The 14,971-nt window shown below is 60.6% G+C and carries 15 protein-coding genes; 9 read left to right on the top strand and 6 right to left on the bottom strand.

Going from position 1 to position 14,971, the window contains the following annotated elements; all coding sequences use genetic code 11:
- The first annotated feature begins 117 nt into the window (after positions 1 to 117).
- Positions 118 to 792: a DNA repair protein RadC gene (gene radC, locus AB9L16_RS25385; protein WP_375122868.1), complete on the top strand. Its 675-nt coding sequence runs from the start codon at positions 118 to 120 to the stop codon at positions 790 to 792.
- A 145-nt stretch (positions 793 to 937) separates the two neighbouring features.
- Here the strand turns inward: radC and AB9L16_RS25380 are convergent, their stop codons facing one another.
- Positions 938 to 2,524 (bottom strand): ABC transporter substrate-binding protein, encoded by a 1,587-nt coding sequence (locus tag AB9L16_RS25380; protein ID WP_150637120.1) that lies wholly within the window; start codon positions 2,522 to 2,524, stop codon positions 938 to 940.
- A gap of 446 nt (positions 2,525 to 2,970) precedes the next feature.
- On the opposite strand from AB9L16_RS25380, the gene rpmB reads away from it, so the two are divergent.
- Both rpmB and rpmG read left to right on the top strand, forming a co-directional pair.
- Complete coding sequence (gene rpmB / locus AB9L16_RS25375) at positions 2,971 to 3,204, top strand: 50S ribosomal protein L28 (protein ID WP_007920377.1); 234 nt, start codon at positions 2,971 to 2,973, stop codon at positions 3,202 to 3,204.
- A gap of 11 nt (positions 3,205 to 3,215) precedes the next feature.
- Positions 3,216 to 3,371: a 50S ribosomal protein L33 gene (gene rpmG, locus AB9L16_RS25370; protein WP_016772554.1), complete on the top strand. Its 156-nt coding sequence runs from the start codon at positions 3,216 to 3,218 to the stop codon at positions 3,369 to 3,371.
- Between the two features lie 203 nt (positions 3,372 to 3,574).
- On the opposite strand, the gene AB9L16_RS25365 is transcribed toward rpmG, so the two are convergent.
- Positions 3,575 to 3,937: a cupin domain-containing protein gene (locus AB9L16_RS25365; protein WP_150637118.1), complete on the bottom strand. Its 363-nt coding sequence runs from the start codon at positions 3,935 to 3,937 to the stop codon at positions 3,575 to 3,577.
- Positions 3,938 to 4,173: 236 nt separating this feature from the next.
- On the opposite strand from AB9L16_RS25365, the gene AB9L16_RS25360 reads away from it, so the two are divergent.
- Both AB9L16_RS25360 and AB9L16_RS25355 read left to right on the top strand, forming a co-directional pair.
- Positions 4,174 to 5,667, top strand: a complete 1,494-nt coding sequence (locus tag AB9L16_RS25360; RefSeq protein ID WP_041476638.1) for an aldehyde dehydrogenase — start codon at positions 4,174 to 4,176, stop codon at positions 5,665 to 5,667.
- Between the two features lie 261 nt (positions 5,668 to 5,928).
- Entirely contained in the window at positions 5,929 to 7,071 is a 1,143-nt protein-coding gene (locus AB9L16_RS25355) for an MFS transporter (protein WP_375122867.1), read from the top strand.
- A gap of 87 nt (positions 7,072 to 7,158) precedes the next feature.
- On the opposite strand, the gene AB9L16_RS25350 is transcribed toward AB9L16_RS25355, so the two are convergent.
- Together AB9L16_RS25350 and AB9L16_RS25345 are read right to left on the bottom strand one after the other, a co-directional pair.
- The gene (locus AB9L16_RS25350) at positions 7,159 to 8,727 is read right to left on the bottom strand and encodes a phospholipase D family protein (protein ID WP_375122866.1); all 1,569 of its coding nucleotides are present in this window, start codon (positions 8,725 to 8,727) and stop codon (positions 7,159 to 7,161) included.
- A gap of 61 nt (positions 8,728 to 8,788) precedes the next feature.
- Positions 8,789 to 10,210: a PLP-dependent aminotransferase family protein gene (locus AB9L16_RS25345; protein ID WP_252882864.1), complete on the bottom strand. Its 1,422-nt coding sequence runs from the start codon at positions 10,208 to 10,210 to the stop codon at positions 8,789 to 8,791.
- A 175-nt stretch (positions 10,211 to 10,385) separates the two neighbouring features.
- Between AB9L16_RS25345 and AB9L16_RS25340 the strand changes: the two genes are divergently transcribed.
- A complete protein-coding gene (locus AB9L16_RS25340) occupies positions 10,386 to 10,628 on the top strand; it encodes a DUF1127 domain-containing protein (RefSeq protein ID WP_150637114.1) in 243 nt (80 codons plus the stop codon).
- Between the two features lie 47 nt (positions 10,629 to 10,675).
- Here the strand turns inward: AB9L16_RS25340 and AB9L16_RS25335 are convergent, their stop codons facing one another.
- Complete coding sequence (locus tag AB9L16_RS25335; RefSeq protein ID WP_375122864.1) at positions 10,676 to 11,986, bottom strand: NAD(P)/FAD-dependent oxidoreductase; 1,311 nt, start codon at positions 11,984 to 11,986, stop codon at positions 10,676 to 10,678.
- A 146-nt stretch (positions 11,987 to 12,132) separates the two neighbouring features.
- Between AB9L16_RS25335 and AB9L16_RS25330 the strand changes: the two genes are divergently transcribed.
- Entirely contained in the window at positions 12,133 to 12,486 is a 354-nt protein-coding gene (locus AB9L16_RS25330) for a YkgJ family cysteine cluster protein (protein ID WP_041476668.1), read from the top strand.
- A gap of 120 nt (positions 12,487 to 12,606) precedes the next feature.
- Here AB9L16_RS25330 and AB9L16_RS25325 read toward each other — a convergent pair whose 3' ends face one another.
- The gene (locus AB9L16_RS25325; protein ID WP_010465173.1) at positions 12,607 to 13,095 is read right to left on the bottom strand and encodes an Lrp/AsnC ligand binding domain-containing protein; all 489 of its coding nucleotides are present in this window, start codon (positions 13,093 to 13,095) and stop codon (positions 12,607 to 12,609) included.
- Between the two features lie 153 nt (positions 13,096 to 13,248).
- Between AB9L16_RS25325 and dadA the strand changes: the two genes are divergently transcribed.
- Together dadA and AB9L16_RS25315 are read left to right on the top strand one after the other, a co-directional pair.
- The gene (gene dadA / locus AB9L16_RS25320) at positions 13,249 to 14,553 is read left to right on the top strand and encodes a D-amino acid dehydrogenase (RefSeq protein WP_122506211.1); all 1,305 of its coding nucleotides are present in this window, start codon (positions 13,249 to 13,251) and stop codon (positions 14,551 to 14,553) included.
- On the top strand, positions 14,525 to 14,878 hold the full coding sequence (locus AB9L16_RS25315) for a RidA family protein (RefSeq protein ID WP_041476645.1): 354 nt from the start codon (positions 14,525 to 14,527) through the stop codon (positions 14,876 to 14,878). Before dadA ends, AB9L16_RS25315 begins: the two co-directional genes overlap by 29 nt.
- Positions 14,879 to 14,971 lie beyond the last annotated feature (93 nt).

The following is a 14,971-nucleotide window of genomic DNA, read 5'->3' as shown; positions in this document are numbered from 1 at the left end:
TCGTTGATGACGGCGGTGCGATGCCCCTCCCCAGGGTTGAATCGACCGCCAAAAAGATGGGCTACGATATCACAGCGACCGCTACGGAACAGCGGCGCCCACAGACAAGGAGGTGCTATGAGTATTCGCGATTGGCCGGCGGCGGAACGGCCGCGGGAAAGGCTGTTGGAACACGGCGCAGGGAGTCTTTCGGACGCTGAGTTGTTGGCGATTTTTCTGCGCACCGGATTGCCCGGAAAAAGCGCTGTCGACCTCGCCAGACATCTGCTGACGCAATTCGGTGGCCTGCGTTTGCTGCTCGAGGCCGATCAGGACGCATTCAGCAAACAATTGGGCCTCGGCCCGGCCAAGTTCGCCCAGCTGCAAGCCGCGCAGGAAATGAGCAAGCGCCATCTGGCCGAGCGCTCACGGCAGAAACCGGCGCTGGAGAACCCTCAGGTCGTCCGCGATTACCTCAAGGCGATGCTGCGGCATGAGCCGCACGAGGTGTTCGGCTGCCTGTTTCTCGATTCAAAGCACCAGGTGCTGAATTTCGAGGCGCTGTTTCGCGGCTCGATCGACAACACCAGCGTGCATCCTCGGGAGGTGGTGAAGCGCGCGCTGGCCAATAACGCCGCAGCGGTGATCCTGTGTCACAACCACCCGTCCGGCAACACCGATCCGAGTCAGGCCGATCGGCTGCTGACCAAGCTCCTGCAGAAAGCGCTGGAGCTGATTGACGTGCGAGTGCTCGATCACTTCATCATCGGCGACGGCGAGCCGCTGTCGATGGCGGAGTGTGGTTGGATGTAGTTCTCGGCGCCGATTCTGGACCTTGTGGGAGCGAGCCTGCTCGCGAAGGCGTTTTATCAGTCAGCATCATTGTTTGCTGAAAGACCGCTTTCGCGAGCGGGCTCGCTCCCACAGATTGTTTCCATCCACCGGTGTGTCAGGCAGGTTATTTGAGGCTGATCTTGGAATAATCCTGCCGGCCAAACGGGCTGACGGAATAACCCTGAACATCCTTGCGCGTCAAAGCGTAGGCCGTCGGGTGCGCCAGTGGCAGCCACAATGCCTGCTGCTGGATCTGCGCTTGTGCCTGCTCATACAGCTTGGTGCGCACGCCTTGCTCGCTAGTGGTCTTGCCGGCGCTGATCAGCTTGTCCAGATCGGCGTTGCAGTACCGGGCGAAGTTGGTCCCGGACTTCACTGCTGCGCAGGAAAACTGCGGGGTGAGGAAGTTGTCCGGGTCGCCGTTGTCACCGGCCCAGCCCATGAACAGCAGATCATGTTCGCCGGCCTTGGCGCGACGAATCAGCTCGCCCCATTCGATCACACGAATTTCTGCCTGGATGCCGATCTCGGCCAGATCCGACTGCAGCATCTGCGCGCCGAGGCTTGGGTTCGGGTTGAGCAGGCTGCCCGATGGCCGCGTCCAGATCGTGGTCTGGAAGCCGTCCTTCAAGCCGGCCTTGGCCAGCAGCGCCTTGGCCTTGGCCACGTCGTGCGGATAGCCCGGCAGGTTCTTGGCATAGCTCCAGGTGTTCGGTGGGTATGGCCCATTGGCTGCCTCGGCGGTGTCTTCGAACACGGCTTTGATGTAGTTGGCCTTGTCGAAGGCGAGGTTGATCGCCTGGCGCACTTCCGGCTTGTCCAGCGGCGGATGCTGGCTGTTAATGCCCACGAAAGCGGTCATGAACGCGTCAGTCTTTTCGACTTTCAGCGTCGGTTCCTTCAGCGCGGCCTGTACATCCAATGGTTTCGGCGACAGGGCGATCTGGCATTCATTGCGCCGCAGCTTTTGCAGGCGCACGTTGGCGTCCGGCGTGATGGCGAAGATCAACGGGTCGACGGCAGGCTTGCCACGGAAATAGTCCGGATTGGCCTTGTAGCGAATCGCTGCATCTTTTTGGAAGCGATTGAACACGAACGGGCCGGTGCCGATCGGCTGGCTGTTGAGTTTGTCGGTGGCGCCGGCCTTCATCAGTTTGTCAGCGTATTCGGCGGAATAGATCGAGGCGAAACCCATGCTCAGGGTCGCGAGGAAGGTCGAATCCGGATGATCAAGCGTGAAACGCACGGTCAGCGGGTCGAGGGCGTCGATCTTCTTGATCAGGCTTGGCAGTTGCATCGACTGCGCATGGGGGAAGCCGCTCTGCGCGACTTTGTGCCACGGGTTGGCCGGGTCGAGCATGCGGTCGAAGCTGAATTTTACGTCTTCGGCACTCAGCTCGCGGCTCGGCTTGAAGTAATCGGTTGTGTGAAATTTCACCTGCGGGTGCAGTTTGAACACATAGGTGAGGCCGTCGGTGCTGACTTCCCAGCTGTCGGCAAGGCTCGGAATGACCTTGCCGCTGGCGGTGTCGAAATCCACCAGGCGGTTCATCAATACGTCAGCCGAAGCATTGGTGGTGGTCAGTGAGTTGTACTGCACCACGTCGAACCCTTCAGGGCTGGCCTCGGTGCACACGCTCAACGCGGCGGCCTGGGCAAGGGGGCTCAGCAGGAGCGGGGCGAGCAACAGGGGTAGGGCAGCGAGGCGCATGGTCGGTTTCCTTTACAGATCGAAGGCCCATCTGCAAGTGCAGTCTGGAAAAGTCCTACCCTAGAGCTCTGAATTGCAAATGACTATCCCCTTTTTGCATTTTCAGGCGCACTCTTGCGCGGTTTCGAGCGTGGGCCGCCCGATGAAAAGTCTGAATCGCCTGTAGGACGGGATTTCTGCGACGAGTGGTCAAAACTGGCCGCAGCCTTTGCCCAAGGCGTCTGCGGCGGAAAAAATCGCCCTTTTGCCGATTGATTGCACACCGATTGTTGTTGCACCCCGGTCTTTCTGGTATAAAGCAGCGCTCTTTTCTAGGGGCCCGGTTCCTTCACTGTAGGTGTAGCCGGTAAGACCTCTAAAGAAACGCGGCGCCTGGCGCCAAATGACTGAGAGATTAAGCGGCCAACCCATGCCGGGTTGGGCATGTGGTTTTAGAGGGCTGAGGCATGTCGAGAGTATGTCAAGTTACCGGTAAGGGTCCGGTGACTGGGAATAACATTTCCCACGCAAACAACAAAACCCGTCGTCGTTTCCTGCCGAACCTGCAGCATCACCGCTTCTGGGTTGAAGAAGAGAAACGTTTTGTGCGTCTGCGCGTATCTGCCAAAGGCATGCGTATCATCGACAAGCGTGGCATCACTGTCGTGCTCGCCGAACTTCGCCGCGATGGCAAGATTTAAGGGAGCTAATCATGCGTGAATTGATTCGTTTGATCTCGAGCGCCGGTACTGGTCACTTCTACACTACCGACAAGAACAAGCGTACTACCCCGGACAAAATCGAGATCAAGAAATATGATCCGGTTGTTCGCAAGCACGTGATGTACAAGGAAGGCAAAATCAAGTAATTGATTTTTCCTGACTGCGAAAAAGGCCCGTATCGTGAGATACGGGCCTTTTTTTTTGCTTGGATTCTGCGGTGACCGGTTAGGCCTTATCGCTGGCAAGCCAGCTCCCACATTGATTGCCGGTCTTCACAGAACCTGTGTCATGCACAAAACCTGTGGGAGCTGGCTTGCCAGCGATGAGGGCCGATCAGCCAGCAAACATCTCAAGCCTTCTGTTCAAAGATCACATAAACCTTGCGGCAAGCCTCCAGCACTTCCCAGGTTCCGCGAAACCCCGCCGGGATCACGAAGCGATCGCCAACGCGCAAGGTCTTGGCATTGCCATCGCTGTCACGCAATACCGAAACCCCCTGCAGAATCTCGCAGTACTCATTCTCGGTGTAATTCACCGTCCACTGGCCCACCGCGCCTTCCCACACACCAACACCCATTTGCCCACAAGGGCTGTCGTATTGATGAAACACCGCTTGCTCAGGGTCGCCTTTGAGCACTTTCGCCGGGTCCGGGCGATAACGCTCGACTTCGCTGCTGGCGAGGCTGATGTCGACGACGTTCTGGATGTTCATTGTTGTTTTCTCCGTTAATGACGGCGCGTTGGCTGGAATGGGCCAAAGTCTATGTTTATTAAAATGAACACCGCAAGGCCGTATGGCCAGCTTATGTCAAATATATTGAAACAAACCCGGTCGCTGGTTTAGGGTGGCGGGTGCCTCGGGCCGAAAGTGCAGGCTGGCCGGGCAGAATTCTTGAACAGCGCCGCAGCGCTTGCGGTGCTCGTATTCAATAAGAGGAGGACACCCGAATGACCACCCTGACTCGTGCCGACTGGGAACAACGCGCCCGCGATCTGAAAATCGAAGGCCGCGCCTTCCTGAATGGCGAATACACCGACGCCGTTTCCGGCGAAACCTTCGAATGCATCAGCCCGGTCGATGGCCGCTTGCTCGGCAAGATCGCCAGCTGCGACGCCGCCGATGCTGACCGTGCTGTAGAAAACGCCCGCGCCACCTTCAACTCCGGCGTCTGGTCGCGCCTGGCGCCGACCAAACGCAAAGCCACCATGATCCGCTTCGCCAGCCTGCTGAAACAGCACGCCGAAGAACTCGCGCTGCTGGAAACCCTCGACATGGGCAAGCCGATCAGCGATTCGCTGTACATCGACGTGCCGGGTGCGGCGCAGGCGCTGAGCTGGAGCGGTGAAGCGATCGACAAGATCTACGACGAAGTCGCCGCGACCCCGCATGACCAACTGGGCCTGGTGACTCGCGAGCCGGTGGGCGTGGTCGGCGCTATCGTGCCGTGGAACTTCCCGCTGATGATGGCTTGCTGGAAACTCGGCCCGGCGCTGTCGACCGGCAACTCGGTGATCCTCAAGCCGTCGGAAAAGTCGCCGCTGACCGCCATCCGTATCGCTGCGCTGGCCATTGAAGCCGGTATTCCGAAAGGCGTGCTCAATGTGCTGCCGGGCTATGGCCACACCGTCGGCAAGGCGCTGGGTCTGCATAATGATGTCGACACGCTGGTCTTCACCGGCTCGACCAAGATCGCCAAGCAACTGATGGTCTACGCCGGCGAATCGAACATGAAGCGCGTCTGGCTGGAAGCCGGCGGCAAGAGCCCGAACATCGTCTTCGCCGATGCGCCGGATCTGCAGGCCGCCGCTGAATCCGCCGCCAGCGCCATCGCCTTCAACCAGGGCGAAGTCTGCACCGCCGGTTCGCGTCTGCTGGTCGAGCGCTCGATCAAGGACAAATTCCTGCCGATGGTGATCGAGGCGCTGAAAACCTGGAAGCCCGGCAATCCGCTGGACCCGGCGACCAACGTCGGTGCGCTGGTCGATACCCAGCAGATGAACACCGTACTGTCGTACATCGAATCCGGCCATAGCGATGGCGCCAAACTGGTCGCCGGCGGCAAGCGCATCCTCCAGGAGACCGGTGGCACTTACGTCGAGCCAACCATTTTCGATGGTGTGAGCAATGCGATGAAGATTGCTCAGGAAGAGATTTTCGGCCCAGTGTTGTCGGTGATCGCTTTCGATAGCGCCGAAGAAGCCATCCAGATCGCCAACGACACGCCATACGGTCTGGCCGCAGCGGTGTGGACCCAGGACATCTCCAAGGCGCATCTGACTGCCAAGGCCCTGCGCGCCGGTAGCGTGTGGGTCAACCAGTACGATGGCGGCGACATGACCGCGCCGTTCGGTGGCTTCAAGCAGTCGGGCAACGGTCGCGACAAATCGCTGCACGCCTTTGACAAGTACACCGAGCTGAAGGCGACGTGGATCAAGCTGTAAACCGCTAAAGGGAGCCTGATTCAGTCAGGCTCCCGAACCGGACAGAGATCCCCTGTGGGAGCGAGCCTCTGTGGTGAGGGGATTCATCCCCGTTCGGCTGCGAAGCAGTCGCTAAACCATTGCACGCGGTGTACCTGGTACATCGTGGTTGCAGGTTTTGGGGCCGCTGCGCGACCCAACGGGGATAAACCCCTCGCCACAGGGGCTCGCTCCCACAGTGATTTTGTGGTGCATATAAAAATATCCACAGGAGCGTGGAACATGCGGTGGGCGACGTATTTCGCCGTGTTGGCGTCTGTCTTGAGTGTCGGCCTGGCCCTGGGGGTCAGCATGCCGCTGGTGTCGTTGCGTCTGGAGGGCTGGGGCTACGGCTCGTTCGCGATCGGTGTGATGGCAGCCATGCCGGCGATCGGCGTGTTGCTGGGGGCGAAGGTTTCCAGCCATCTCGCTGCGTTTTTCGGCACGGCGAACCTGATGCGCCTGTGCCTGTGGGCCGGGGCATTGTCGATCGGCCTGCTGGCGCTGCTGCCGAGTTATCCGATCTGGTTGCTGCTGCGGTTGCTGATCGGTGTGATCCTGACCATCGTGTTCATCCTCGGCGAGAGCTGGATCAATCAGCTGGTGGTCGAGCAGTGGCGCGGGCGTCTGGTGGCGGTGTATGGCAGCAGCTATGCGCTGAGCCAACTGTCCGGTCCGTTGCTGCTGGGTGCGCTGGGTACCGAGCATGATTACGGTTTCTGGGTCGGGGCCGGTCTGCTGACGCTCTCGCCTTTCCTGCTGCTGGGGCGCAGCGGCGCGCCGAGCAGCGAGGCCAACAGCGTCACGTTTGGTGATCTGTGGGGCTTCGCCCGTGAGCTGCCGGCGATTGCCTGGGCGGTGTCGTTGTTCGCCGCGTTCGAGGCGATGATCCTGACGCTGCTGCCGGTGTATTGTCTGCAACAGGGGTTCACCGCCGAAATCGCGCTGGCCATGGTCAGCACCGTGGTGGTCGGCGATGCGCTGCTGCAATTGCCGATCGGCGCATTGGCCGATTACCTGTCGCGGCGCACGCTGTTCGCTGGTTGCGCGGTGGTGTTGATGCTGTCGAGTCTGGCCATTCCGATGCTGATCGACACGCTGCTGATCTGGCCGCTGTGGGTGCTGTTCGGCGCCAGTGCTGGCGGCTTGTTCACCCTGTCGCTGATTCTGATTGGCGAGCGTTATCGTGACGATGCGCTGGTGCGCGCCAATGCGCATATTGCCCAGTTGTGGGGTGTCGGTTGTCTGGTCGGGCCATTGGCGGCGGGGGCGGGGAGTCAGTGGATCAACGGGCATGCGTTGCCACTGTTGATGGCGGCGGGGGCTTTCGGGTTGGTTATCCTGTTGTTGCGCCAGGGCGCCTTCGGCAAAATCCAGACTGCTTGAGATCAAAAGATCGCAGCCTTCGGCAGCTCCTACAGTTGGAAATGCGTTTGCCCTGTAGGAGCTGCCGAAGGCTGCGATCTTTGCTTTTTACAGCATCCGCTCCAGGCCGACGCTGGTGCTGAACCATGAGTTGAAGCGCCGCCACCAGCTCCCCGGTTCCTTGGTCAGGGTGTGCATCTGGCCGTTGTCTTCGGTGACCCAGACGACCTTGCCGTCCTCGAGTTTCGCCTGATAACTCAAGGTCGGCGCCATGCCTTGCAGTGCCAGTGCGCGCACGTGCTCGGCCAGTTCCGGGCTGTCGACGAGCACGCCGACTTCGGTGTTCCACAGCACCGAGCGCGGGTCGAAATTGAACGAACCGATAAACGATTTGCGTCGATCAAAGATCATCGCCTTGCTGTGCAGGCTGGAATCCGAGCCGCGAAACGACTTGCTGTAGAACACGCGTGGCCCGCTGCCGTAGTTATCCCCAGGCTGGCGGCGCAACTCATAGAGTTTCACCCCGTGTTCAAGCAACGCCTTGCGATAGGGCGCGTAACCGCCATGCACCGCCGGTACGTCGGTAGCCTCCAGCGAATTGGTCAGCAGACTTACTGAGACCCCGGCATCGGCGCGCCCGGTCAGGTACACCAGCCCTGGCTGACCCGGCACGAAGTAGGCGGAAATCATGATCAGCTCTTTGCTGACGCCGGTCAGTTCCGGCGCCAGTTGCGTGGTCAGCAGCAGATGCGGATCGGGTTCGCCCTTGGACAGGACCTTGCTCGGCGCATCCCACAAGGCCTGGTTCCAGGCCCAGATCAGCTCTCTGCGCCAGATGTCCATGCGCGGGTCGGTGGTGAACTTCATCAACTGCTGATACAGCGCGTGGTTCTGCTTGCGGGTTTCTTCCAGCGACTCTTCCAGGCGCGTGCGCGTGTTTTGCAGGTCGGCGGCGGTCGGTTGGCTGGAGAGGAATTCGTCGATCGGCTTGCTCAGCGCGCTGTTCCAGTACTGGTCGAAACTGTGTCCGAGCTGCTCGGCCACCGGGCCGATGCTGAGCATGTCGATGTCGGTGAAATTCAGATTGGGTTCGGCGTCGAAATATTCATCGCCCAGATTGCGCCCGCCGACGATGGCCGCGCTGTTGTCCGCCAGCCACAACTTGTTGTGCATGCGCCGGTGCTGCACGGACAGATTGAACAGTCGCCCGGCCGCGCGTGTTACGCCGGTGCTGCGTCCCAGGTGCAACGGATTGAACAAACGAATCTGGATCTGCGGATGTGCCGCAAGGGTCGCGATGATCTGGTCGAGGCCGTCGCTGGTGGTGTCGTCGAGCAGGATGCGCACGCGCACGCCACGGTCGGCCGCCTTCAACACTTCCTCCACCAGCATCCGCGTGCTGATGCCGTCGTGGACGATGTAGTACTGCAAATCGAGGCTGACCTGGGCGTGACGAATCAGCTCGGCCCTGGCAGTAAACGCCTCGCCGCTGTCGGAGAGCAGGCGAAACCCTGACTGCCCCTTGTAGGGCGCGGCCTGCGCCTGGATCGAACGGCCGAAGCTGGATTGCGAAGCTGGCAAAGCCTGGCTCGGTTCGCGCGGTACATCAAGGCTGGCGCAGCCGCTGAGGAACGAGGCGAGTATCAGTAAAGCGAGTAAGGGCTGTCTGAAGCTCACGTAGGGTCGTTCCGGTTGGCGGCTGAGGTCGGCAATTTGGACGCCGGGCGCGCAAAAAAGGTCAGTCGGTCTCAGCGAGTAATTTGATTGCCGCAGCGCCGACCTTGCGCACCGCTTCTTCGATTTGCGCTGTTGGTTTGGCAGCGTAGTTCATCCGCAAACAATTGCGGTACTTGCCCGAGGCGGAAAAGATGCTGCCGACAGCAATCTGTACGCCCTGATCGTGCAACGCGCGATTCAGTTTCAGCGTGTCGAAACCTTCCGGCAGTTCCACCCAGAGCATGAAGCTGCCCTGCGGGCGACTGGCGCGGGTGCCGGCCGGGAAATAGCGCGTCACCCAGTCGATCATCGCGTCACGATTGCGTTGGTACTGCATGCGCATACGCCGCAAGTGCGGCTCGAAATGGCCGGCCTTGATGAATTCGGCGATAGCGATCTGCGGTTGTGGTGCGGTGGAGCCGGTGCTGATGTATTTCATGTGCAGCACTCGCTCCAGATATCGGCCCGGCGCCACCCAGCCGATGCGCAGCCCCGGCGCCAGGGTCTTGGAGAACGAGCTGCAGAGCAACACGCGGCCGTCTTCGTCGAAGGATTTGATCGTACGCGGGCGCGGGTAGGTATAGGCCAGCTCGCCATACACATCGTCTTCAATGATCGCCACGTCGAAACGCTGGGCCAGGGTCAACAACGCGCGTTTGCGCGACTCGGGCATGACGTAGCCGAGCGGGTTGTTGCAGTTTGGGGTGAGCTGAATGGCCTTGATCGGCCACTGTTCCAGCGCCAGTTCCAGGGCGTCGAGGCTGATCCCGGTGAGCGGGTCGGTGGGAATCTCCAGGGCTTTCATGCCCAGGCCTTTGAGGGTCTGCATGGCGCCGTGAAAACTCGGCGAGTCCACCGCGACGATGTCGCCCGACTCGCAGATCGCATGGATGCTGGTGGACAGCGCTTCGTGGCAGCCAGTGGTGATCACCAGATCGCTGGCGCTCAACTGGCAGCCGGAATCGAGCATCAGGCGCGCGATCTGTTCGCGCAGTTCGAGGTTGCCGTGGATGTTGTCGTAATACAGACCGGGCATGTCCTGCCGCCGACTGATTCGCGCCAGCCCGCGCAGCAGCGGCTTCATGGTAGGTGAGCCGACATCGGGCATGCCCCGACCCAATTGCACGACGTCCTTGCGCGGTACGGCGCGAATGAGTTCCAGCACCTGATCCCATTGCGAAATCTCTACCGGCCGTTGCGCGGGGCGGCCTACTGCGGGCAGCTCCGGCAATTCGCGTCCTACGGGGACAAAATAGCCGGACTTGGGTTTTGGCGTGGCCAGACCGCTGTCTTCAAGCACGCGATACGCCTGCTGCACCGTGCTCAGACTGACTCCGTGTTCGACGCTCAAGGCACGCACCGACGGCAAGCGGTCGCCGGGACGATAGAAGCCTTGTTCGATGCGGGTGCCGAGCAATTCGGCGAGGTTTACATACAGAGTCATGGTGGCCTCGGTGCGTCTTGGTGAAAACCAGTACAGATGCGGCAAAAATCAATCATTCAGTCGGCGAATCGGCAAATCTGTATGGATTTAATACTGGTTCTTTGAGTCTGTAATGGTTTTGCTCGCCCGCGCATCATGGAATCTCTGGCTACCCAAGTAAACAGGAGCAACGAAAATGAACGGCTTGAGCGATGTGCGGCTGACGTTGCACAGTCAGGAACTGGCGGCAGGGCAAAAGGACAACGCGCGCAATCTGCTGCGTAATGCGCCGTCCGGCCTCAGTCGCTGGGAGCTGTTCTGGCATCGTCTGCACACGCGCAAGGCATTGCTCGGCCTGACACCGGAGCAGCTCAAGGATGTCGGGTTGACGCGGGAGCAGGCAAGGGAGGAGGGGTTGAAGCCGTTCTGGCGGATATGAATACCACAGATCGTTCCCACGCTCTGCGTGGGAACGATCCTGATTCGTCAGACCAACTCTTTCAGCCGATGCCACAACATCCCCAACGCCAACAACGGTGAGCGCAAGTGCTTGCCGCCGGGGAAGGTGATGTGCGGCACCTGGGCGAACAGATCAAAGCCGCCGCCATGCTGCCCGCTGATCGCCTCGGCCAGCAGCTTGCCGGCCAAGTGCGTGGCATTCACCCCATGCCCGGAATAGGCCTGGGCGTAATACACATTCGGCTGGTCGACGAGCCGGCCAATCTGCGGCAAGCGGTTGGCACCGATGCCGATCATTCCGCCCCACTGATAATCGATTTTCACCTCGGCCAGTTGCGGGAACACTTCAAGCATCTTCGGTTTCATATAGGCGCCGATGTCTTTCGGATCGCGCCCTGAATAATGGCAGGCGCCACCAAACAACAAACGTCGATCCGCCGAGAGCCGGTAGTAATCGAGCGCCACCCGCTGGTCGCAGACCGCCATGTTCTGCGGCAGCAGGTTGTGCGCCTGCTCTGCGCTCAGCGGTTCGGTGGCGATGATGTAGCTGCCGGCGGGCAGGACCTTGCCGCTCAGTTGCGGGTTGAGGTCATGGAGATAGGCATTGCAGCCCAGCACCAGAGTCTTCGCCCGCACCGAGCCTAGCGCGGTGTGCACCTTCACTTCGGGGCCGTAATCGATGCGCGTCACTGCCGATTGCTCGAACAATTGCACGCCCAGTTGCTGCGCCGCTGCCGCTTCGCCCAGCGCCAGATTCAGCGGGTGCAGATGCCCGGAACCCATGTCGATCAAACCGCCGACATAGCGCTTGGAACCGACCACGGTGTGCATTTCACTGGCCTGCAACAGACGGGTTTCGTAGCGATAACCCAGGCTGCGGAGTTCTTCGGCATCTTCGGCAAAACCGTCGAGATCGGAAGGCTTGTTGGCGAGGTCGCAGTAGCCCCAGGTCAGGTCGCAGGCAATGCCGAAACGCTCAACGCGCCGACGGACAATCTCCACCGCTTCCAGGCCCATGAGTTTCATCTCGCGCACGCCCTCGGCACCGATGACATTGGCGAACTGGTCAAGGCCGTGACCGACACCGCGAATCAACTGCCCGCCGTTGCGACCGCTGGCGCCCCAGCCGATCCGGTGCGCTTCCAGCAACACTACGCTGAAACCGCGTTCGGCCAGTTCCAGCGCCGTGTTCAACCCGGAAAAGCCACCGCCGACCACGCAGACATCCGCCACCACCTCGCCTTGCAGCACGGGATGGTCAGGCTGCTGCAGGCTGCTGGCGGCGTAATAAGAGGCAACGTGGGGTTGGCTCGCGGTGGTCGGGGCGCGGGCGGTCATGGGCATCATCCAACGGCTGAGTGTCGAGAAAATTTGACGGAGCATAAGCCGCGCGCCCGAACGTGGGCAACATCGGTCGGCCTGCGGTGTCTGGATCCGGACTTTTGCGGCACAATCATCAGCCCGCCACTTTGGTCACCGTTTCGATGAGCTGCAACAGTCAGAAAATCCGCACCCTGCGTCAGCAGATCCCCACGTTCGACTGCGTGCCGGGCTGCCACGACTGCTGCGGCCCGGTGACCACGTCGCCCGAGGAAATGGCCCGGCTGCCGCGCAAATCCCGCGCCGAGCAGGATGCCGCGCTGGAAGAACTCAACTGTGTGCACCTGGGGCCGAATGGCTGCACGGTGTATGAAGAGCGGCCGCTGATCTGTCGATTGTTTGGTACGACCAAGACCCTGCCGTGCCCGAACGAGCGGCGGCCGGTGGAGTTGATACATCCACGGGTCGAGAAGCAGATTTTCGAGTACATGGCGGCGAATCGGCAGGTGTTGGTGTAAGCGATCGTTCCCACGCTCTGCGTGGGAATGCCTCTTCGGAAGCTCCGCGTTCGGCCTGTGGGACGCAGAGCGTCCCGGGCTGCATTCCCACGCAGAGCGTGGGAACGATCATTGCGGTGATCAGTCCGGAATCGGCAGGCAAAGGCTCTCTTTCACCTCTTCCATGACGATATAGCTCTTCGATTCACGCACATGTGGCAGCTTCAACAGAATGTCGCCGAGCAGTTTGCGGTACGAGGCCATCTCGGAAATCCGCGCCTTCACCAAATAGTCGAAATCCCCTGACACCAAATGGCACTCCAGCACATGGGGCAGCTTCAGCACCGCGCGTCTGAATTCTTCGAATGTGTCGCCGGATTTGTAGTCGAGGCTGATCTCGACAAACACCAGCAAGCTACCCTTCAAGTGCTGCGGATTGAGCCGGGCGTTGTAGCCCATGATGATCCCCTCGCGCTCCAGGCGCCGCACGCGCTCGGTGCAGGGCGTGGTCGAGAGACCGACCTTTTCCCCGAGTTCGGTAAAGGAAATCCGCCCGTCCGCCTGGAGGATGCGCAGGATGTTGCGGTCGATCTTGTCCAGCTCACGTTTGGTCTGAGTGTTGGTACGCATAGGGGATGCGCCTCCGTGAAAAGGGTTTTTGCCGAGAATTGTCGCCAAATATAGGCGCTTATATAGTGAAAAGCACTGGCATTTCTTTTTTACACTGCGCCCATCATTGCTCTAACAAACAGTTCGGCGAAAAGCCGCGATGAGGGATTGAAAATGCGCGTCATGGTCTTGGGTAGCGGCGTCATCGGTACCGCCAGTGCTTACTATCTGGCCCGTGCCGGGTTTGAAGTGGTGGTGGTCGACCGGCAGCCTGCTGCGGCCATGGAGACCAGTTTCGCCAACGCCGGCCAGGTCTCGCCGGGTTACGCCTCGCCGTGGGCTGCGCCGGGCGTACCGCTCAAAGCGATCAAGTGGCTGCTGCAACGCCACGCGCCGCTGGCGATCAAAGCCACTGCCGACATCGACCAATACCTGTGGATGGCGCAAATGCTGCGCAACTGCACCGCCAGCCGTTACGCGGTGAACAAGGAGCGCATGGTGCGTCTGTCCGAGTACAGCCGCGACTGCCTCGATGAATTGCGCGCCGAAACCGGTATCGCCTACGAAGGCCGCAGCCTCGGCACCACGCAGTTGTTCCGTACTCAGGCGCAACTGGATAACGCCGCCAAAGACATCGCCGTGCTGAAAGAATCCGGCGTGCCCTTTGAAGTCCTCGACCGCGCCGGCATCGCCCGCGTCGAACCGGCTCTGGCAGGCGTGACTGACATTCTCGCTGGCGCGCTGCGTCTGCCCAATGACCAGACCGGCGACTGCCAGATGTTCACCACGCGCCTCGCCGAAATGGCGCGCAAGCTCGGCGTGGAATTCCGTTTTGGCCAGGACATCCAGAAACTCGACTACGCCGGTGATCGAATCAACGGCGTGTGGATTGACGGCAAGCTGGAAACCGCTGACCGCTACGTGCTGGCGCTCGGCAGCTACTCGCCGCAACTGCTCAAGCCGTTGGGCATCAAGGCCCCGGTGTATCCGCTCAAGGGCTACTCGCTGACCGTGCCGATCACCAACCCGGACATGGCGCCAACGTCGACCATTCTCGACGAGACCTACAAGGTCGCGATCACCCGTTTCGACAACCGCATCCGCGTCGGCGGCATGGCCGAGATCGCCGGTTTTGACCTGTCGCTGAACCCGCGTCGGCGCGAAACCCTGGAGATGATCGTCAACGACCTTTATCCTCAGGGCGGCAATCTGGCCGAGGCGAGTTTCTGGACCGGCCTGCGCCCGACCACGCCGGACGGTACGCCGATCGTTGGCGCCACGCCGTTCAAGAATCTGTTCCTCAACACCGGTCACGGCACGCTCGGCTGGACCATGGCCTGCGGTTCCGGCCGTTTGCTCGCCGACCTGATGGCGAAGAAAAAGCCGCAGATCAGCGCCGAAGGCCTCGATATTTCCCGTTACGGCAACCAGACCCAGGAGTCCGCAAAACATGTCAATCCAGCGCCAGCTCACCAATGAGCGCATGAGTCAGATCGTCAGCCACAATGGCACCGTGTATCTGGCCGGGCAGGTCGGCGACGACTTTGACGCCGGAATTGAACAGCAGACCCGCGAGGTGCTCGCCAATATCGAGCGCCTGCTCGATCTGGCCGGGACGGACAAGCAGCATCTGTTGTCGGCGACGATCTACCTGAACGACATTGAAGCGCACTTCGCCGGGATGAACGCGGTGTGGGACCAGTGGCTGCCAAAAGGCGCCGCACCGGCCCGTGCCACCGTCGAAGCGAAGATGGCCAAGCCAAGCATTCTGGTGGAGATATCCATCGTCGCCGCGCTGCCATAACGTTTTACAGATCCCTCTCCCGGTGCTGTTGGCGGTTCACGTCGTCAGTCAGCGCCGGTTTTTCTTCCCATGACCGCCCAGAAGTCTGCCGCC

Source organism: Pseudomonas sp. LW8 (genome assembly GCF_041956865.1).
Taxonomy (GTDB): domain Bacteria; phylum Pseudomonadota; class Gammaproteobacteria; order Pseudomonadales; family Pseudomonadaceae; genus Aquipseudomonas; species Aquipseudomonas siliginis.
Note: the sequence above shows the minus strand (reverse complement) of the source record. Positions and strands in the feature narration are given on the sequence as shown.